A 22,244-nucleotide genomic window follows, 5' to 3' on the forward strand; every position below is an offset into this window, starting at 1 on the left:
GATACCTTGTTTTATAAGGTAATTGGCAAATGCCTCTACTTTATCTTCGTTGGCGTTAATATAGCTGGCAAAAGCAATTGGGTTGTATTCAATAATATTCACCTTGCAGGGCAGGTGTTTGCAAAATTTTGCAAGCTCCATAGCATCCTGGATGTTATCATTAACCCCATCAAAAATGATGTACTCATATGTTACCGGGTTTTTGGTTTTGGCGTAGTAGTATTTCAGCGCTTCGGCAAGTGCCTTTAAAGAGTTTTGCTCGTTTATAGGCATTATGGTATTGCGCTTTTCGTCATTGGCGGCATGTAATGAAAGGGCCAGGTTGAATTTTACTTCATCATCGCCCAGTTTTTTAATCATTTTGGCAATACCAGCAGTGGATACTGTTATTCTTTTTGGCGACATGTTAAGGCCATCCTCGGCAGTGATACGCTCTATTGAATCCATTACGTTTTTGTAATTAAGCAATGGTTCGCCCATGCCCATGTATACAATGTTGGATAAAGGGATGCCATAGTTTTCGCGCGCCTGCTGGTCAATAAGTACCACCTGATCGTAAATTTCATCGGGATTCAGATTCCTTTTACGGTCCATATATCCTGTGGCACAAAACTTACATGTGAGGCTACAGCCCACCTGCGACGACACACAAGCAGTCATTCTGCCCGGTGTTGGAATTAAAACACCCTCAATTAGGTGAGTATCGTGTAAAATAAAAGAATTTTTTATAGTTTTATCAGCACTAATCTGCGATGTGTTAATTTTAACGTTGTTGATAACAAAGTTTTCATCCAGTTTAGTACGARGTTCTTTTGAAATATTGCTCATCTCGTTAAAAGAGAAGCACGATTTTTTCCAAAGCCATTCATAAACTTGTTTAGCCCGGAAGTTTTTTTCCTCCATTCGGATAAAATGCTCCTGTAAGGCTTTCAAACTCAGGCTTCGGATGTCAATTTTACCTTTTGTATTGTTCACATTGCAAAAGTACTTAAATTTAAAAAAATCTGTCTTTTTTTAAAGTCATTCTTTTGGTAGAATAAAACAATAATTAAAAGTTATTTGTAAATACCCTGCCCAGAGAAGTGTTCTGAATAAAAACGTTATGAGATGCTACCCCAATTTTAAATTTGAATGAAAAGTTTTAGAGCCGATTACGTTTTTCCTGTTTATGCCGATCCTGTTAAGAATGGAATTGTTACAGTTGATGATTTGGGCAAGATCATCTCAGTTACTGATCACCGCAACCCTCCAGATGGCCCTATTGAACAAATTAATGGTATTATTTGCCCCGGGTTTGTAAACACCCACTGCCATACAGAGCTATCACATTTAAAAGAAAAAATAAACACCGGCAATGGGCTGGTTTCTTTTATAAAAGATATTCAGACTTTCAGAAACTCCGACCAAAAGCTGGTGGAGGACGCCATCGAAATGGCCGATCAGGAAATGTATGATAATGGTATTGTTGCCGTAGGCGATATATCCAATACCAATTTCAGCATCCCGGTTAAGGCCAAAAGTAAATTGTACTATCATACCTTTGTAGAAACCTTTGGTTTTTTACCGCAAAATGCCACTGAGGTTTTTGATAAGGCTATGGCTCTGCTTAATGAGTTTAAGCCAATGCCATGCTCAATAACCCCGCACGCGCCTTATTCAGTGTCAAAAGAATTGTTTAAGCTGATCAGGAAGCACAGCGAAGAGGGCCATAACCTCATTAGCATCCATAACCAGGAATGCGAGGACGAAAATAAGTTTTACCGGTACAAACTGGGGGGATTTCTTGAGCTTTATAAGCATTTTGGTATTGATATCGGCTACTTTAAGCCGCAGGCCCGCAACTCTATGCAATCCATTATCCCATTGTTAACCAATAAACAAAAGGTTTTGCTGGTGCATAATACCTGCACCAATTTAAAGGATATTTATTTCATCAAACGATTCGACCGTAGAGTAAACTGGTGTTTTTGCCCCAATGCTAATTTGTATATAGAAGGTAAACTACCTAAAATAGAGCTGTTTGTTGATCAGGGCTTTAACATTACCCTGGGTACCGACAGCCTGGCATCAAACAATAGTCTTTGTATGCTAAGCGAAATGCGCACTATTCAAAAGAAATTTCCTGCAATAAGTACACAGCGGTTAATAGAATGGGGCACGCTTAACGGGGCCGAGTTTCTGGGTATTGATGACGAGAAAGGCTCATTACAGCCAGGGAAAACACCGGGCCTTAATTTAATAACAGGTTTGGATGGCTTGAAGATAACACCCGAATCAAAAGTTAAGAGATTAATTTAATTTGAAAATTTGAAGATTTGGTAATTTGAAAATGAAGAACTTTACAGCTGAATTTTCAAATTTTCAAATTATCAAATCCTCAAATTGATGAAACATCTCAATATTATAGTTAAAGGCAAAGTTCAGGGTGTATTTTATCGTAAAGCAACCAAGGCGGTAGCTGATCAGCTGGGCGTGAGGGGCTTTGTTAAAAATGAACCCAATGGCGATGTTTACATTGAAGCCGAAGCCGACGATACAATCATTGAAATGTTTATAGATTGGTGTAACGAAGGGCCGGAAGATGCCCAGGTTACTTCTGTTGAAACCCATGAGGACGAATTAAAAAACTATCGTAATTTTGAGGTTGTAAAAAAGCGCTTATAATTATTACGGGCTTTATCATTTACCTCATTAAATAAATACATTGTCAACCGCTAAAAAGTTTGCAGGGCAAACAGCCATATACGGTCTAAGCACCATCATTTCCCGGATGATATATTTTGTGCTTACGCCAATTTACACCCGAACGCTGCCTGTAGGTGGCCTTGGTATTTTCACAACCTTGTATGGTAATGCTTCTATTGTTAATGCGATATTGGCATTTGGCATGGAAACAACCTATTTCAGGTATCTGCAAAAAAAATCTGATAATAAGCAGCAGGTTTATAATAACGCTTTTGGTGCAGTTATAGCAGTTTCATTAGTTTTCCTATTGTTCAGTTTTCTTTTTTTGGATAACATTATTGAATATACACAGGCGGGAGTGACTAAGGACCATGCAGACTACACTTTTTATGTTAAAAATTTTCTCATCATACTCGTTGCCGATGCTTTTTGCGTAATCCCTTTTGCTAAGATCCGTGCAGACGGAAGACCTGTTAAATATGCCTTTATTAAGTGTACTAACATTTTGTTTGTAATGCTGCTTAATTTGTTTTTTCTGTTTGGCCTGCCATTTATAATTAATCACCAACTGCCAGGCGCGCAATGGATAGCAAGCTGGTACAGGCCGCACTGGGTTGGCTATGTTTTTTTAGCTAACACCATAGCCAGTATATTAACCATCTTTTTGCTGTTACCAGAAATATTAAAGCTGAAGCTTAAGTTCGACCCTTTTTTATTCAAAGAAATGTTTGTGTACAGCTGGCCTATATTAATTGCAAATATTTCATTCATCATCAACGAATCAATAGATAAGGTAATGCTTAAGCAGATGCTTCCGCATGCCATTGGTGATCAGCAGGTTGGCATTTACGGAACATGCGCTAAAATAGCTTTGTTCCTGAGTATTTTTGTACAGGCTTTCCGTTTAGGTGCCGAACCTTTCTTTTTTAGTCATTCAAAAAATAAAAATGCAGGCGAAACATATGCTCGTATCATGACTTATTTTGTAATTACTGTTGCTTTGATATGCGTAGCGCTTACTGCAAACGTTAATATTTTAGCGGTAATTATTTTTGGCAAACATACAGCCGATAACATATACTGGTCGGGTTTGGGTGTGGTGCCTCTACTGCTGTTTGGGTACTTAAGTTTAGGCATTTACATGAACCTGTCAGTTTGGTATAAACTGTCAGATCAAACCAAATACGGATTATATATATCGGGTATCGGCGCTATATTAACCATTACTTTAAATTGGTTCTTTATTCCAAAATACAGTTATATGGCCTCGGCCTGGATATCCTTGGCGGCTTATGCTACCATGATGGTGCTATCATACTTGTGGGGGCAAAAAAACTACCCAATCCCTTATAATCTGAAAAAGAACCTGGCTTATATTATAGTATCAGTGGTGCTGGTGTTTTTATCGTTCACGGTATTCAACAGGAATATATTTGTGGGTAACGGGCTTTTTATGTTATTTGCTTTAGCAGCATTTTATTTTGAACGCAACGAATTAAAAATTATATTTAAAAGATGACCATCAGGATAATTAACAGATCGAAAAATAGTTTACCTGCTTATGAAACAGCCCATGCCGCGGGTATGGATCTGCGGGCCAGCGTTGAGGAAACTATCCTGCTTAAACCAATGGAACGTAAACTGGTACCAACAGGTTTACATATTGAATTGCCGGTTGGTTTTGAAGCACAGATAAGACCCCGAAGTGGCCTGGCATTTAAACACGGTATCGGCATTGTAAATTCGCCCGGAACTATTGATGCCGATTACAGGGGCGAGATAAAGGTATTGCTTATTAACCTGGGTGCTGATGTGTTTGAAATTAATAACGGCGATAGGATAGCCCAGATGGTGGTAGCTAAACATGAAACCGTGARCTGGCACGAGGTAGAGGTATTAAACGATACTACCCGGGGCGAAGGTGGATTTGGRCACACAGGAATCGGACTGAAGTAGAGGGACAAAACGAGGGGCGAGAGAATCGGGGAGAAAAGGTTAAACTTAGATAAGAACATGCAGAATACGGGATTAAAATATGGTTCAAAAAACAGGATTGGCGCTTATTATAATAGTGGCGTGTTCTATTGTTTTTTGTCCTTTGTCCTTCTTCTCCAAATCCCTGCTTTTGCTCAGAAGCAAACTGCTTCAAAGCCCATGACCTCACTTGATAGTATGGAGGTTAAACAGTTGTTTTTTTCGGCCCTGCGCGAAAAAACGGTTGAAAATTTGAAGCATGCTTCTGAACTATTTGAGCGCGTAATTCAGGCTGACCCGCAAAATGATGCCTCACTTTATGAATTGGCCAATCTAAAAAAAATACAGAATGATTATGCAGGTGCCCAGCCGCTGCTGGAGCGTGCGGTTATAATAAAGCCCGATAACGAATGGTACTGGGTAGCGCTTGCTGACAGCTACGAAAAAAGCAACAATTTTGGCAAACTTGAAAATGTATTTAATCAGCTTATTCATATCAACCCGGATAAACCCGATTATTATTTTGATAAGGCCAACACTTACCTGCAATTGAAAAGGTATGATGATGCACTAAAAGTTTACGACCAGTTGGAGCAAATTACCGGTATGACTGACGATCTGCTGGGCAATCGCGAAAAAATCTATCTAAAGCAAGGTAAGATTGACCAGGCCGCCGGCGATATTGAAAAAGCTATAGCTGCCAATCCCGGCCAGATGCGTTATTATTTGCTGTTATCAGAAATATATAATTCCAATGGATTAGGCGATAAAGCTTTAAAGGTTTTATTACAGGCCGAAAAACTGGATGCCGCTAACGGGATGGTTCACCTGGCGCTTGCCGATATTTATCGTGATAGAAAAAATAACGATGCCTGTTTTAATGAGCTTAAATTGGCCTTTGCGATACCGGACGTTAACATCGACCAAAAAATAAGAATAATTACAGGTTACTACCCCAAATTTCCCGATCCCAATGCTAAAGCAAGCGCCCTTGAATTAAGTAGGATATTAACTATTACGCACACAAGCGATAGTAAAGCCTTTGCCATGTATGGCGATATGTTGCTGCAAAGCGATAAGTTGAAAGAAGGCAAAGCGGCTTATAAAAAATCAATTGAACTGGATGGACAGGTATATGCTGTACATGAACAACTGGTACGCATCGAACTAAGTCAAAACGATTTGGAAGGCGCTGTTAAGGATGGTGAAAACGCGCTTTCATTATTCCCTAACCAGGCCTGGATGAATTACCTGGTAGGCGTGGCATGGGCGCAGAAGAAAGATTTTAATAAAGCGCTGGGTTATGTTAAAAATGCAACTTCATTAGAAATTCAGGATAAGGAACTACTTTCGCTAAGTTTTTCTTTATTAGGAGATTGTTATCACGACCTGAAAAATAACAAAAGCTCTGATGACGCTTATGATAAGGCCTTGGCTGTTAATCCTGATAATGCTTATACCCTAAACAATTATGCATACTATTTATCGTTAAGAAATGAAGCTTTAGATAAGGCGGCGCAAATGTCGGCCCGGTCTAACCAATTGCAGCCTAATACAGCATCGTTTGAAGATACCTATGCATGGATATTATTTATGCAAAAGAAATATCCGGAGGCTAAATTGTGGATGGAGAAGGCATTGGCGCACGATAAGGATAATAGTGCAGTTAAATATGAACATTATGGCGATATTTTGTTTTACTTAGGTAATACCGATGCTGCCGTGCAAAACTGGAAGAAAGCCAAAGGCTACGGAGAACAATCTCCGGTTTTAGATCGTAAAATAAATGAAAAGAAATATATTGAATAAATTACTGGTAGTTTGCTGCTTACTTGCAATGGTAAGTTGTAAAGCCCGTAAGCAGGTTTTAGTTGCCCGCAAAGCCGATGCGGCAGTAAAAGCTGTAGATAGTAAAGCCAGCAAACTTGCCGCGATAAGGGCCCAGCAGTTAAATTTTAGCACATTTGCCGGTAAGGCAAAAACTAACCTGGATATTAATGGCAACAGCAATGATGTAACGCTGAATATACGCATCAGTAAGGATAAAAAAATATGGGTATCTATTACCGCTATATTGGGCGTTGAAGTTGCGCGCGCAGTTATTACTCCTGATAGCATACTGCTGATAAACAGGTTGGATGGTGTATACCTTAAGCGGCCATTTAGCTACGTATATACGTACGCCAGCAAACAGGTTAATTATAAAACACTTGAATCATTATTAGTAGGTAATGCCATTCCCGAATTGCTTAATGAAAAAGCAGACATTATTACCGTGACCGGAAATACCACCTTGAGCGGTGATCTTGAAGACCTGGTTTATAAACTTGTTATTGGGGCCGATAATAAAGTTACACAAACAAACCTGGATAGCCAAAGCCAGGGGCAATCATTACAGGTTGCTAATAACACCTTTATACAGGCCAATAACCGTATCCTGCCATCGCAAATAAATATCGCATCGGTAGTAAAAGATAAAAAAATAAAAGTAAACCTGCATTATACCAAGGTTGATTTTGATCAGCAACAGGAGTATCCATTTAGTATTCCTGACAGGTATGAGCCGTCCAAATAATTCCTATTTTTGTTTGATGAAATTTTTAAAAGCAGCTCTCTTTATTATAGCAGTATTTATCGCGGTTGATGTGCATGCCCAAAGCAGTCAGGAATTAAAGCGAAGGCGCGATAAATTATCTGAAGAGCTGGAACAGCTTAATAAGGATTACCAGGAAACTTCAAGCAATAAAAGGGCTACCCTAAAACAATTAAGCCTGTTAAAGGCGCAGATCAGCCTTCGTGAAGAAAAGATCAATATTATCAACTCCGAAGTAAGAAATTTAGATAACCAGATCTCCGAGAGTAATAATACCGTACATAGTTTACAAAGCCAGTTGGATCAGCTAAAAAAAGAGTACGCAGCTATGGTACTTTTTGCCTATCGCAATCAAAGTGCTTATAATAAACTGATGTTTATTTTTGCTTCTAAAGATTTTAACCAGGCCTACAAACGTTTAAAGTATTTACAACAGTTTGGTACCTATCGTGAGCGGCAGGCCGGTTACATACAGGGTACGCAAAAAGAACTGCATGTAAAAATAAACGAACTTGACAGAACCAAACAGGAAAAAAGCACTTTGCTGGTAGATCAGCAAAAAGAAAAAGAAACCCTGGGTAAAGAGAAGAATAGCCAGGTAAAAGTTGTAAAAGATCTTTCGCAGCATGAAGGCCAGCTAAAGCAGCAGCAGCGGGATGTGCAAAACAAAATTGCTAAAACCAACCGGGAGATTAGCGCTGCAATACGCCGGGAAATTGAAGAGGCCCAGCGAAAGGCCGAAGCCGAGGCAAGAGAAGCAGCAAGGATAGCTGCCGCCAAGGCAAAGGCCGAAAACAGGCCGGCGCCGGTAGCAGCTAAGCCTGTAGTGCGAACCAGTTCAAGCTATTTGAACGCCACGCCCGAGGCGGCTAAGCTTTCAAATGACTTTTTAGGTAACAAAGGCCGGTTGCCATGGCCCGTTTCAAATGGAGTTATAACCCAGGGGTTTGGTGTGTATACATCCGAAGGGATCAGAAGTGAGAATACCGGAGTTGACATCCGTACAAATGCCGGCAGCGCGGTGAGGGCGGTTTTTGATGGCGAGGTGATAAGGGTAGTTGATGTGAGCGGTACATATTTAGTAATGATAAAGCATGGCGAGTATTTTACAGTTTATGGCAACTTACGATCGGTAAGTGTGGCGCGCGGACAAAAGGTAAGTACAAAACAAGCTTTAGGCGTAGTTGCCACCGATCCGTCAACAGGTGAAACTGAGGTGAATTTTGACGTTTATAAAGTTAAAGAGCCAATGAATCCTAAATTATGGCTGGCGCCTAATTAGTTGTAAACTATAAGATATTTAAATTGTTTATATTTGTAACCTAAAAAAAATGCYATGTTAAGTACAGTTTTTTTATTTTTAAATATTGGTACAGGCGAGATGGTACTGATACTTTTTGCAGCATTAATGCTTTTTGGAGGCGAAAAGCTTCCTGGTATGGCGCGTACCCTTGGTAAAGGGATTCGTGATTTTAAAGATGCATCAGAGGATGTTAAACGAGAGATTAACAACCAGATAAATAGTTTTAATGATAAAAGCGAAGTAACTACTACAAAACCGGTAATTGAAGAACATGAGCAACCACTTATGGAAGAACATCCGGTTGATGAAACACCGGTTGCCGAAAGTGTGGAACAACATCCTAATCCGGTTATCGCCGAAAATAAAGTTGCGTACACAATCCCGGTTTCGGATATTCACGTAAGTAGTGATGAGGAGCCTGTTACTGAGTCAAAGATCGACCTTAATAAACATTAATAACTGCTAATTAAAGCAGCATAAAAAAAGAATTCTATCATAACAACAATATTAATTTATATAAAACTTAGAAATTATGGGTTTAGGGGCACCAGAAATTATTCTGATCATCATGGCAATACTCTTACTGTTTGGCGGTAAAAAAATACCCGAACTAATGAGAGGTTTAGGAAAAGGCGTTAAAGAATTTAAAGACGCACAAAACCAGGACGGCAGCACCGAGGAAAAACCTAAGGTTTAATACCTTAAGGCTTAACCGTTTTGCCGCTTTATTTAAGATATAAACTTATCTGTTAAATAATTTCTTATTTCAACGGATAAGTTTTTTTATTTTAGCCCCATGGCTAAATTTTATTCCTCTTTAACTGAAATAAAGAGCGGGTTGCAGCGTGCGGAAATTACTGTTCAGGGTCTTGTTAAAAATTATTTGGACGAGATTAAAAAGAACGCCCATTTAAATGCTTTTAATGAGGTATTTGAAAATGAAGCATTAATTAATGCTAAAAATGTTGATGAACGCATAAAAAATGGTACTGCGGGTAAGCTGGCCGGTATGGTTATCGCTATAAAGGATAACATTTGCTATAAAGGGCACCAGGTAACTGCGTCATCCAAAATTCTTAAAGGGTTCACTTCCATATATTCATCAACCATAGTTGAGCGCCTGCTTGCCCAGGATGTTGTGATAATAGGCCGCTGTAACTGCGACGAGTTTGCCATGGGCGGCTCAAACGAAAATTCCTATTACGGCCCGGTAAAAAACTATGCAGATCAAAAGAGGGTTTCCGGGGGCTCATCAGGCGGATCGGCAGTTGCGGTGCAGGCCAATATGTGCCATGCTGCAATAGGTACCGATACCGGAGGCTCGGTAAGGCAGCCGGCATCATTTTGTGGTGTAATTGGCTTTAAACCTACTTATGGCCGTATTTCGAGGCATGGTATAATTGCCTATGCTTCATCATTTGACCAGGTTGGCCCTATTACCCGTTCTGTTGAGGATGCCGCCTTGCTGTACGAGGTTATGGCTGGTCCCGATGAATATGATAATACTTTAATACAGCAACCTGTGCCATCTTTTGCTGTAAGCACCGAAAAACCGGCAAAGAAAAAGATAGCCTATTTGCAGGAGTCTATATCAAGCCCGGGTGTTGATGGCGAAGTAAAGGATGTGCTGGTAAAATATATTGATAAATTACGTGCAGAAGGGCATACCGTAAAACCTATCGCTTTTGAGCAACTGGATTATCTGGTACCAACCTATTATATACTGGCCACAGCCGAAGCGTCATCAAACCTGGCGCGTTTTGATGGTGTACATTATGGTTACCGAAGCCCGGCGGCAGATGATCTGCAATCAACGTACAAACGTTCCCGATCCGAAGGGTTTGGCAAAGAGGTAAAACGACGTATAATGCTGGGGACTTTTGTTTTAAGCGCAGGTTATTATGATGCGTACTATGCCAAGGCGCAAAAAGTACGCCGCCTTATCAGGGAAAAGACAGTAGAAATCCTGGATGAATACGATTTTATTTTAGTTCCAACAGCGCCCGAACCCGCATTTCCGATAGGTGCCGAAGAAAAAGATCCGGTGATAACGTATCTTTATGACATTTTTACCGTACAAGCATCATTAGCCGGGGTGCCCGCTATATCATTGCCAGCTGGCAATAATAGTCAGGGTTTGCCGTTAGGATTACAATTATTGACTAAACATTTTAACGAAGATCAACTGTTAGATTTTTCTGAATATTTCTTAAAACTTTAAAAAGTTAATATTTTAGGAGAATTATCTGATGCAGGAAGCATCATCACTTAATCAAATCCAAATAATGAAGAGATTATTTACGCTTACCATCTGCCTTTCACTAATTAATATTATTCATACCAACGCGCTTCCGTCTTTACGGCAAGTCGGTCGTTTTAATGTATTTCGCAATGAGRTTAATGCTGATACTACCATAGTGCCGGTTATTAATCATCCCTTGCCAATTGGAGCCCAGGGCAGCATTTATAAGCGCCGTTTAGATTCTGTGCGCAAAGATATACAGCTTGATTATAATGAATATGTGCAAAGCTACATTGATTTGTACATGCATAACCRGGATGAAATGGGACAGGTTGCGGGGCTTGCCAAATATTACTTCCCTATTTATGAAAAAGCTTTCCGTGATGCCGGCATTCCAGAAGAAATAAAATTCCTATCCATAGTTGAGTCGAAACTTGATCCTAACGCGGTATCAAGGGTTGGGGCTACCGGCCCGTGGCAATTCATGTCAACCACCGGGAAAATTTATGGTTTAAATATGGACAGCTACGTTGATGAACGCCGTGACCCTATACAGGCAAGTTATGCTGCTGCTGCATACTTAAAAGATGCCTACCAGGAATTTGGCGACTGGCTGCTTGCCATAGCATCATACAACTGCGGCAAAAGTAATGTGGAGCATGCTGTGGAAAAAGCAGGACCTGGCAGTGATTTTTGGGCTATACGCCAGTATTTACCGGCTGAGACACGTGGATATGTACCCGCCTTTATAGCCATGAACTATGTGATGAACTATTATAAAAAACATAATATAGTAGCACAGGCCTGTAGTTTTTCGGTGCGGACGGATACCGTGATGGTGAAAAAATTTGTGTCGCTTAGTAACGTTGCGGCGGCATTAAATGTAGGTATAAATGAGCTTGCTATACTTAACCCCGCTTACAGGAGGTTAATCATCAATGGCACACAGGCCGCGCCGCGCAGGCTTATTCTGCCACAAACATCAAAAGAAAATTTTGCAGCTTTATATAATGTGCTAAACAGCGCCGGCGATGCGGTAGCGCCAATGACATTTGCCGCAAGGCCTGCTGCTGCCAAAACAACGGTGGCAGCCACAACAAACGCAACACCTAATCTGTATGCTGAAGGCAGCAAACCCGAACGCCGGATGCCGGCATACCACAAGGTTAAAAAAGGCGAAACGTTAGCAGGTATTGCCGATAGGTATGGTGTTGAAATTCGTGATCTTAAAGTTTGGAACAATCTGGAAACCAACCGTGCGCCTATAGGGCAAACTATAAGAGTTGCAGCCGGTGGTGATATTTCAGCAAGTGTTTCCCCTAACCCCAATACTGCCCTGTAAGCAAAGGATAATATCTGATAAAAGAATAGCCCGATTTTGACAAGATTCAAAGTCGGGCTATTTTATTTCAGGTTACCATAAAAAGAATTGTAATTTTGGGCGCTTGAATTTTGATAAGATGAACAAGAACAACCGTAAACAGGACGCATTGAATTACCACTCAATGGGGCGCCCCGGCAAGATAGAAGTAGTACCCACCAAACCTACCAATTCGCAACGAGACTTAACAATGGCCTATTCGCCCGGGGTTGCAGAGCCTTGTTTGCGCATAGCCGAAAATGTTGATGATGTATATAAATACACAGCTAAAGGTAACCTGGTTGCGGTTATCAGCAATGGTACTGCCGTATTGGGTTTAGGTAATATTGGTCCCGAGGCCAGTAAACCGGTAATGGAGGGTAAAGGTCTGCTGTTTAAAATTTACGCTGATATTGATGTGTTCGACCTGGAGGTTAACGCCAAAAGTGTTGATGAGTTTGTAACCATTGTAAAGGCACTGGAGCCAACCTTCGGCGGCATAAATCTTGAAGATATATCAGCGCCAACCTGTTTTGAAATAGAACGCAGGCTAAAGGCCGAAATGAAGATCCCTGTAATGCATGACGATCAGCACGGTACGGCCATCATATCGGGGGCGGCTTTGATGAACGCCTGCGAGATCCAGGGCAAAAAGCTTGATAAAATAAAAATGGTAATTAATGGTGCTGGTGCCGCTGCGGTATCCTGCTCAAAAATGTACCTTTCATTAGGGGTTAAAAAAGAGAACATGGTGATGTTTGATATTAACGGTTTATTAACCCCCGACCGTACCGACCTGGATGATACCCGCATGCAGTTTGCTACCGACCGTACCGATATCAAAACATTATATGATGCCATGAAGAATGCCGATGTGTTTGTCGGCCTTTCTGCCGGTAACGTAGTTACCCCGGATATGCTGAAGCAAATGGCCAAAAAACCTGTTGTTTTTGCTATGGCCAACCCGGTACCCGAGATTGATTATGACCTGGCCATTAAAGCCCGCGAAGATATCATCATGGCAACGGGCCGGTCTGATTTTCCTAACCAGGTTAATAATGTATTGGGTTTCCCCTATATTTTCAGGGGGGCGCTTGATGTAAGGGCTACTGCCATTAACGAGGAAATGAAGATAGCCGCTACGCATGCTATTGCCGAGATGGCTAAAAAGCCTGTTCCCGAAGCGGTTAACCTGGCCTATAATATTACTAACCTAAAATTCGGTAAGGATTATATTATTCCTAAACCTATGGATCAGCGATTGATCACTGAAGTATCTATGGCAGTAGCCAAAGCGGCTATTGATTCTGGAGTTGCGCGTAAAGTGATAACCGATTGGGATGCCTATGCCGAGGAGCTGAGAACACGACTGGGAACAAATGACAAATTGCTGCGTAACCTTACCGCTAAGGCCAAGCAAAGTCCTAAACGTGTGGTTTTTGCCGAGGCTGATAATTATAAGATATTAAGATCGGCCCAGATAGTAAAGGATGAAGGTATTGCTACACCAATATTATTGGGCAACACCGAGAAGATAAAACAGATTATGCGTGATAACGACCTGGATCTTGGTGATGTACAGATAATTGACCCGCGTGATGGCTGCGAGAATATGCAGGAATACTCGGAATACCTGTACAAGAAACGCCAGCGTAGGGGTATCACCTTGTATGAGTCGAAGAAATTGATGAGCGATCGTAACTATTATGGTGCCTGCATGGTTCAGTTTGGCAAGGCCGATGCTTTGATTTCTGGTTTAACCAAAGACTATGTTACTACCATTAAACCGGCATTGCAGATCATCGGTACCGAACAGGGTGTAAACCGTGTTGCCGGTATGTATATGATGATAACATCAAAAGGCCCGGTGTTTTTTGGTGATACCACGGTAAATGTAAACCCTACCATTCAGGAATTGGTAGATATAACGGTATTAATTGATCGTTCTGTTAAACAGTTTAACATTCAGCCACGGGTTGCTTTACTGTCTTACTCCAACTTTGGTTCAAATGAAGGTGAGATTCCCGAGAAAACAAGAGAAACCGTAAGGCTCCTGCATGCTAATTATCCAGATATGATAGTAGACGGAGATATGCAGGCAAACTTTGCCCTCAACTCAGGTCTGCTGGAAGATAATTTCCCTTTTTCTACATTGACAGGAACGCCAGCCAACACCTTGATATTCCCTAACCTGGAATCGGGTAATATCGCTTATAAACTATTACAGGAAATAGGCGGCGCCGAGGCTGTTGGTCCAATACTGTTAGGCCTTAAAAAGCCGGTGCATGTATTGCAATTAGGTAGCTCGGTTCGTGAAATTGTGAATATGGTTACCATTGCCGTTGTTGATGCACAGGCAAAAGCGGGCAGTGAAAAGCCAACAAGTATTTTTGATAAACTTAAAGGGAAATAATATTATTATGTACGATTATATTGGTGGTAAGCTGGTTTTTAAAAGTCCGTCGCATGTGGTTATTGATGCCGGGGGTATAGGTTATCATATTAATATTTCGTTAAATACATACTCGCGGCTTGGAGTCGATGAAAGGTGCAGGCTTTATATATGGCAGCACGTAAAAGAAGATGCGCTCACCCTGTACGGTTTTGCCGATGATGGTGAGCGCCGCTTATTTATGCACCTGATATCCATCTCGGGTATAGGACCTAATACCGGGCGAATGATGCTGTCATCAATAACACCTGCCGAAATACAGGCTGCAATTATAAGCGGCAATGTTTCGCTTATACAACGTATAAAAGGCATAGGACCCAAATCGGCACAAAGAATAATTTTGGAGCTGCAGGATAAGTTACGTAAAGAAGGCCCGGATACCTTAACCGTTGTGCCAATAAATAAAACCGCTAAAGATGAAGCACTTAGCGCCTTGGTAATGTTGGGCTTTGCAAAAAATGCCGCCGAGAAGGTATTGGATCAGCAATTGAATAATAATAATAGTGATTTAACCGTTGAACAACTGATTAAATTTGCTTTAAAAACCCTATAATTACGTCTAAATTTCGACTTAACTTTTGATCAGAATATTTACTTATAATATTATTATAAGTGTGTTGTTAATTCTTGCTTTTGGCGGGCTGGGCGGCGCTTTTGCGCAGCAGCCGGTTCCGAATGCTAAGCGTGATACAACTCAAAAAAATGCGCCCCTCAATTTAGCTCAACCCAAAAATGTTAGGCTCAGGGAGGGTATTTTCAGTTCCGACCCCCCGGGCCTGGTACGTACAATTGAATATGATGCTGCATCAAACCGATATATCTTGTATGAGCGTGTTGGTAATTTACTATATCGTCCGCCGCAGTACCTCACCTTTGCCCAGTACTTAAAGTTAAAAGAAAAATCAAATCAACGCAGTTATTACAAACAGCTGGCAGATGATTATGCTTACGATTCGCAACAGCCCGGCTTTATTCCGGTTATAAAAGTGCGGAGTCGAACTTTTGAACAGATTTTTGGCAGCCAAAACATCGATATTCGCCCGCAGGGATCTGCAGAGATGATTTTGGCCGGGCAGGTAAATAAAAATGAAAATCCTTTATTTAACACCCGGCAACGCAGCCAGTTCAATTTTAATTTCGATCAAAAAATTCAATTAAATGTAACCGGAAATATTGGTGATAAATTAAAGATTACCACCAATTATAATACCGATGCCCAGTTTCAGTTTGAAAACCAGGTAAAGTTAGATTATACCGGCTCGCCCGATGAAATCATTCAAAAGATAGAGGCCGGAACGGTTAGTATGCCCCTGCCTACCACATTGATCACCGGTAGCCAGGCGTTGTTTGGTATAAAAACAAAGCTTAAGTTTGGCCGGCTGGATATTACCAGCATTTTATCGCAACAGCGATCGCAATCAAAAACTATTACCATAACCAATGGATCGCAGCAAGGCGAGTTCAGRCTTACCCCAGCGGATTACGAGGCTAATAAGCACTTCTTTTTATCGCAATATTTCCGCAACAATTATAACAGGGCGCTGTCCAATATTCCCATTATCAGTTCCAATATAAACATTACCAAAATTGAAGTTTGGACAACCAACCGCACCAGTGTAACCACCGATTCAAGGGATATTTTGGCTTTCCTTGACCTTGGCGAAAACAAGCCTTATAACACTACGCAGATACAGGGAGGAGCTGGTTTTAGTGGTTTGCCGGCTGGTTTTAAAGGCCCGGGTTTTGCGCAGCAATCAAACTCGTTATTAAACAATTTGCCTGCAGCTGCCCGGCAAACAAATTCAAATGCTGTTGCCGGCTACTTTCAATCAACCGGGAGTACTAATAACTATGCTAAGCTTACCTATGCGCGAAAACTTACCGATAAGGAATACACGCTGCATCCGCAGCTGGGTTATATCTCACTTAATTATCCTTTAAATAATGATGAGGTACTGGCAGTAGCGTACCAATATACCATTAATGGCGTACAGTACCAGGTGGGGGAGTTTAGCAGCGACGTTGCGGTTGACCCTAATACACCAAAGGTGTTGTTTGTAAAGTTATTGAAGAATGAGTTGCTTAAAACCAATTTGCCATCCTGGGATCTGATGATGAAAAACATCTATTCGTTGGGTGCATTCCAGATAGCGCCAACCAATTTTAAATTAACCGTTACCAGGCTTGATGATAAATCGGGCATCGAAAAAACGGTGATGGAAGAGGGTGCAAATATCAAGGGCAAACTATGGCTGCAGGTTACCAGCCTTGATAACCTTAACCAGCAAAGCGATAAACACCCCGACGGTTATTTCGATTTTTTGGAAGGCGTAACCATCGATTCGCAAAACGGGCGGATTGTTTTTCCAACAATAGAGCCTTTCGGCTCTGATCTGGCTGCTAAGTTCACAGCCGGAGAGGCCGATCTGGCAAAGCGATATGTTTATCAGCCTTTATATGATTCAACCAAAGCCATAGCGCAGCAGTATTTTCCGGCCCTTAACAGGTATGTAATAAAGGGTACCTATACCTCAACGGGAGGATCGGAATACCAGCTGAATGCGGTAAACATTCCGCAGGGATCGGTAACTGTAACCGCCGGTCAGCTTAAACTGACAGAAGCCACCGATTATACTATTGATTATAATGCCGGGCGGATAAGGATACTTAACCAAGCCTTGCTATCGTCGGGCCAGCCCATCAGCGTAAAGCTGGAAAACAATGAGCTTTTTGGTGTACAGCAAAAATCGTTATATGGCTCGAGGTTTGATTATCATGTAAATGATAAACTGGCATTAGGCGGAACCCTTATGCACCTTACCGAGCAGCCTATTACCCAAAATGAAATTGCCGGTGAAGAATCTATTTCAAACACCATCTGGGGGTTTGACGCCAACTACAGTTCGGATTCAAGGATGTTAACCCGGTTGGTTGACAAGATCCCATTTATCCATACCAAGGCCCCATCGTCGGTAACATTCTCGGGCGAGTTTGCCCAACTGTTGCCGGGTAGCCCCGGTGCGCTAAACTTTGCCGGTTCCAAAAACGGAACTTCGTACCTGGATGATTTTGAAAACAGTCAATCAATTATCGATATAAAGAGTGCCAATGCCTGGCAAATTTCGGGAACACCACAGTTATTCTCGGAGTCATCTGTGTTTAACGACCTGAGTTATGGCTACAACCGCGCCCGGCTGGCATTTTATAATATCGACCCCATATTTTACACCAATTCCGGTAATATTCCCATGTCCCGTGCCGATCTGTCAAACCATTACGCAAGGCAGGTACTGGAGCAAGAGGTATTTCCATATAAGCAATCAAGCACAGGGCAGCCTTTAACGCTGGCTACGCTGAACATGGCTTTTTATCCAAACATACGCGGACCTTATAACTACGCGACCACTGGCTTTAATCCTGATGGTACATTGCAGAACCCTAAATCACGCTGGGGCGGTATGTTCAGGAAACTGGAGACCAACGATTTTGCATCGTTAAACGTATCGTACATCGAGTTTTGGGTACTCGATCCTTTTATATATAAACCAAATTCGGCCGGTGGGGATCTGTATTTTAACCTTGGCAGTATATCTGAAGATATATTGAAGGATGGCCGTAAAAGTTTAGAGAACAGCTTGCCGGTAAACGGCGATGTGACACAGGTAGACGAGACCAACTGGGGCAGAGTATCAAAACTGCAGCCGGTTATTAACGCGTTTGATAATAATCCAAGTTCACGCAAGTTGCAAGACGTTGGTTTGGATGGCTTGAATGATGCTGATGAGCAAACCAAATTTGCCCCAGTAGTAACGCAGGTTAAGGGCCAGTTGAGCGGTCAGGCTGCAACCAGTTTTGCTAATGACCCATCATCTGATGATTACCAGTATTACCAGGGTAYGGCCCTTGACCAGGCAAGATTAGGGATCCTTGACCGGTATAGCAAATACAACGGTACCGATGGCAACTCAAAAACATCAGAACAATCACAAGCCGAACTGGGTATCCAGAACTCGGCATCAACCTCCTTGCCCGATGGGGAAGATATCAACCGGGATAACAACATGAGCCAGGAAGATTCATACTTTCAGTACAAGGTATCTATCCGGCCGGGAGACATGGTGGTTGGGCAGAATAACATCAGCGATAAGGTGACAGCTACGGTAAAGCTGCCTAATGGAACCACACAATCGGTAAACTGGTACCAGTTTAGGATCCCGATAAACGATTACCAAAGTAAGGTAGGTAATATTGAAGATTTTAAAGCTATTCGTTTTATGCGGATGTTCATGACCAATTTTGCCGATACAGCTATATTACGTTTTGCTACACTGGAGCTGGTACGTGGCGAGTGGCGTGCCTTTAATACCGAAAAGAACCCGCTAAACGTAATTGCAGATCCTTCAATGAGTAACCCGCCGATAGATAATTCAACGCTTGATGTACAGGCAGTAAATATTGAGGAAAATGGCAACCGTACACCTATACCCTACGTGGTACCACCAGGCATTCAGCGCCAGCGTAATTATAATAACCTGCAAACCAATACCAAGCTTAACGAACAATCATTATCGTTGAATGTAAAAAGCTTGCGGGATGGCTATTCAAGGGCCGCTTTCCGTACTTTTTTTAACGATCTGCGTAAATACAAACGCGTACAAATGTTTGTACATGCCGAAGGCGATCTGTTAAAGGATAATGACCTTAACGCGTTTTTGCGTTTAGGTACTGATTACCAGGATAATTATTACGAGTACGAGGCCCCCCTGAAAATTACGCAACCCGGCACCCGCGACCCTGATGCCATATGGCCTGATGCCAATGCCATTGACCTGGAACTGGGCCTGCTTACCAGGGCAAAGCTTAAGCGAAACCACTCGAATGTTGCCTATAACCAGGTTTTTAAATATACCGAAGGCAACCAGGTAGTTTATTTAAAAGGCCAACCCGACTTGAGCCGCTTGCGTACCATTATGGTTGGTGTGCGCAACCCGTTGAAAAGCGACCAAGCATCGGCCGTAGATGATGGGTTGGATAAAACAGGTACCGTTTGGTTTGATGAGCTTCGCTTAACCGATTTTGACCAGCGAGGGGGCTGGGCGGCAACTGCGAGGCTTGACACCAAGTTGGCCGATTTTGCTGATGTTACGGTATCGGGCAGTAAAACTACGATAGGTTTTGGTACGCTGGATTCCAGGCTGAACGACAGGAGCCAAAGTGATGACCAGATATATGACATATCGGCCACTGCAGAACTGGGTAAGTTTTTCCCTGATAAAAGCGGCATCCATATCCCGGCATATATCAATGTGTCATCGCAAAAAAGCATGCCACAATATGATCCTGGCTCGCCGGATATTGAACTAAAGCAATCACTTGCAGCCGCCACAAGCACTAAGGAGCGGGACTCGATAAAAAATGTGGCTGTTGATTATACCATGCGCAARAGCTTCAACTTTACCAATGTGCACAAGGCCAAAACGAATCCAAATTCACCAAACCGCATCTGGGATGTAGAAAACCTGAACGCCAGCTATGCCTATACCGAGTTTCTGCACCACGATTTTACCACCCAAAATGACGTCCAAAAGTCATACCGTTTTACACTGGCTTATAATTATACTAATACGCCCAAATATTACAGCCCTTTTGCAAAAATCATCAAGAGTAATTTATTGGCGCTGGCGCGTGATATTAACTTTAGCATACTGCCATCAAGGTTAAACTTTAGTATTAATTTTGATCGTTTTTATTCGGAAAATACCCTGCGGGATAACGACCCTAATAACTTTATCCCCATACCAACAACAACTTTTAACAAATACTTTAACATTACCAGGGTTTATGGAATAGGGTGGAATTTATCAAAATCATTACAGCTGGATATTGATGCCACAAACTTAGCGGTAGTTGATGAACCTGCCGGGCGCATTAACGGATTAAAACGCGATACACTTTGGGACAACCTTAAAAAACTGGGGCGTACCACTAATTACAACCATACCATTAACCTGAATTATACACTGCCTATCAGTAAAATTCCGGGGCTCGACTGGACATCGGTTGTTACCCGTTACAGTACGCATTTTAACTGGCAAACCCAACCGTTGTTTGCCATAAATGACCCATCGTACGACGTAGGTAATAGCATAAGTAATTTGCGGGAAATACAGGTGAACCCAACTTTTAACATGGTTTCGCTATATAATAAATTTCCTTTTATCCGCAAGGCTGGTAATCCCAACGCGCCCGGGGGACTAAGTAAAATTTTAATCGGACTTTTAACCAGTGTTAAAAATCTTAGCGCAACCTATTCGCGAAAGGAGGGTACATATATACCCGGGTACCTGCCGCAATCAGGTTTTTTTGGCCAGAATAGCGATTATAATGCGCCAGGCATAGGATTTTTGTTAGGCAGTCAAACCGATATTCGGGCTAAAGCCGTGGCGAATGGCTGGATCACTACAGATACACTGCAAAACCAATTGTATACTACCTCGCTTAACGAGGATATGCATTTCAGGGGAATAATAGAACCATTTAAAGATTTGCGTATTGAATTGATAGCATTTAAAACACAGGATCATAATTATCAATCGAACTTTAAATACCTGGCTGCCACCAATAGTATCCAAACATTAAGCCCTGTAACTACGGGCAACTACAGCATCTCGTTTTTAACCATCGGTACAGCATTCAAAAAAACAACAGGGGTTAATAATACGTCGCCACTGTTTGAGCAATTACTGACTAACCGCACCATTTTATCGCAAAGGCTGGCTGCTCAAAATCCCAACTCGACGCACCTGGTAGATTCTGCCGGGTTTGTGGATGGATACGGCCAGAATTCACAGAACGTATTAGTACCTGCATTTTTAGCCGCCTATACCGGTAAAAAAGCAACAAAGAGTAGTACTTCACCGTTTCCTAAAATACCTATCCCCAACTGGGATATCAGGTATAACGGCTTAGCTAAAATTCCATTCTTTGCCGATATTTTTGATTCCTTTGACTTAAGCCATGGTTACCGTTCATCTTACAATGTAAGCGGCTTTACTACCCTGCTACAATACCAGGAAGCCGCCGGCGCCAGTAGCGCGCGCGATTTAAACAACAACTTTTTACCACTGTACCAGTTTTCGCAGGTTACTATATTTGAGCAGTTTGTTCCGTTACTGGGAGCGAGTGCAAGGTTCAAAAACAGCATGACTGCCAATATGGAGTATCGCCAAAGCCGTACACTTAGTTTAAGTTTGCTCAACAGCCAGCTGGCGCAGCAAAACGAGCGGATAATTGTTTTTGGTTTTGGTTATCATACCAAAAACTTCCACTTCCCGTTTGGTTTGTTTGCAGGCGGTAGCCCTAAGGATGTTAATTTTAAGCTTGATTTTTCGCTGCGGGATAATAAAACCCTTATTTACCGTGCCGATGTGGAAGCCGCAGAAATATCATCGGGTGCGCAAAATATTACGGTAAGGCCATCCATTGATTATGTGATAAACCAACGTTTTAACCTCAACCTGTTTTACGATTCAAACCTTACCAGACCTTATACATCGCAAACGTTTAACACTGCATTTACCAATTTTGGTATCAACCTGAAACTGTTACTACAATAGTATCAGAAGATTGGGCAGT

At 41.8% G+C, this 22,244-nt stretch carries 15 protein-coding genes; 14 read left to right on the forward strand and 1 reads right to left on the reverse strand.

The features are described from left to right. On the reverse strand, window positions 1-975 hold a 975-nt coding region (gene rlmN / locus AC1DPZ_RS03835; RefSeq protein ID WP_477401374.1), incomplete at its 3' end, for a dual-specificity RNA methyltransferase RlmN. A 156-nt stretch (window positions 976-1,131) separates the two neighbouring features. On the opposite strand from rlmN, the gene AC1DPZ_RS03840 reads away from it, so the two are divergent. From AC1DPZ_RS03840 to sov, 14 genes are all read left to right on the forward strand, one after another. Then, entirely contained in the window at window positions 1,132-2,298 is a 1,167-nt protein-coding gene (locus tag AC1DPZ_RS03840; protein ID WP_477401376.1) for an amidohydrolase family protein, read from the forward strand. Between the two features lie 87 nt (window positions 2,299-2,385). Continuing rightward, entirely contained in the window at window positions 2,386-2,664 is a 279-nt protein-coding gene (locus AC1DPZ_RS03845; RefSeq protein WP_477401377.1) for an acylphosphatase, read from the forward strand. Between the two features lie 40 nt (window positions 2,665-2,704). After that, a complete protein-coding gene (locus AC1DPZ_RS03850) occupies window positions 2,705-4,204 on the forward strand; it encodes an oligosaccharide flippase family protein (protein ID WP_477401378.1) in 1,500 nt (499 codons plus the stop codon). Next, window positions 4,201-4,641, forward strand: a complete 441-nt coding sequence (gene dut, locus AC1DPZ_RS03855) for a dUTP diphosphatase (protein ID WP_477401379.1) — start codon at window positions 4,201-4,203, stop codon at window positions 4,639-4,641. The genes AC1DPZ_RS03850 and dut overlap by 4 nt, the downstream gene beginning before the upstream one ends. Before the next feature lie 198 nt (window positions 4,642-4,839). Continuing rightward, the gene (locus AC1DPZ_RS03860; protein WP_477401380.1) at window positions 4,840-6,468 is read left to right on the forward strand and encodes a tetratricopeptide repeat protein; all 1,629 of its coding nucleotides are present in this window, start codon (window positions 4,840-4,842) and stop codon (window positions 6,466-6,468) included. Continuing rightward, a complete protein-coding gene (gene lolB1, locus AC1DPZ_RS03865) occupies window positions 6,446-7,234 on the forward strand; it encodes a lipoprotein insertase outer membrane protein LolB1 (RefSeq protein ID WP_477401381.1) in 789 nt (262 codons plus the stop codon). Before AC1DPZ_RS03860 ends, lolB1 begins: the two co-directional genes overlap by 23 nt. A gap of 16 nt (window positions 7,235-7,250) precedes the next feature. Next, entirely contained in the window at window positions 7,251-8,534 is a 1,284-nt protein-coding gene (locus AC1DPZ_RS03870; RefSeq protein ID WP_477401383.1) for a murein hydrolase activator EnvC family protein, read from the forward strand. A gap of 54 nt (window positions 8,535-8,588) precedes the next feature. Next, window positions 8,589-9,011 carry a Sec-independent protein translocase subunit TatA/TatB gene (locus AC1DPZ_RS03875; protein WP_477401384.1) on the forward strand — a complete coding sequence of 141 codons (423 nt, stop codon included), beginning with the start codon at window positions 8,589-8,591 and terminating at the stop codon, window positions 9,009-9,011. Window positions 9,012-9,087: 76 nt separating this feature from the next. Then, complete coding sequence (gene tatA, locus AC1DPZ_RS03880; RefSeq protein WP_295721341.1) at window positions 9,088-9,252, forward strand: twin-arginine translocase TatA/TatE family subunit; 165 nt, start codon at window positions 9,088-9,090, stop codon at window positions 9,250-9,252. 99 nt (window positions 9,253-9,351) lie between these two features. Continuing rightward, window positions 9,352-10,776: an Asp-tRNA(Asn)/Glu-tRNA(Gln) amidotransferase subunit GatA gene (gatA, locus tag AC1DPZ_RS03885; protein WP_477401385.1), complete on the forward strand. Its 1,425-nt coding sequence runs from the start codon at window positions 9,352-9,354 to the stop codon at window positions 10,774-10,776. A 64-nt stretch (window positions 10,777-10,840) separates the two neighbouring features. Further along, complete coding sequence (locus AC1DPZ_RS03890; protein WP_477401387.1) at window positions 10,841-12,139, forward strand: lytic transglycosylase domain-containing protein; 1,299 nt, start codon at window positions 10,841-10,843, stop codon at window positions 12,137-12,139. A gap of 118 nt (window positions 12,140-12,257) precedes the next feature. Continuing rightward, entirely contained in the window at window positions 12,258-14,570 is a 2,313-nt protein-coding gene (locus AC1DPZ_RS03895; RefSeq protein WP_477401388.1) for an NADP-dependent malic enzyme, read from the forward strand. Window positions 14,571-14,577: 7 nt separating this feature from the next. Then, the gene (gene ruvA, locus AC1DPZ_RS03900; protein WP_477401389.1) at window positions 14,578-15,162 is read left to right on the forward strand and encodes a Holliday junction branch migration protein RuvA; all 585 of its coding nucleotides are present in this window, start codon (window positions 14,578-14,580) and stop codon (window positions 15,160-15,162) included. A 25-nt stretch (window positions 15,163-15,187) separates the two neighbouring features. Further along, window positions 15,188-22,225, forward strand: coding sequence for a T9SS outer membrane translocon Sov/SprA (gene sov / locus AC1DPZ_RS03905; protein ID WP_477401390.1), 7,038 nt, complete (start codon window positions 15,188-15,190; stop codon window positions 22,223-22,225). Window positions 22,226-22,244 lie beyond the last annotated feature (19 nt).

It is taken from the genome of Mucilaginibacter sp. P4_G9, assembly GCF_056400985.1.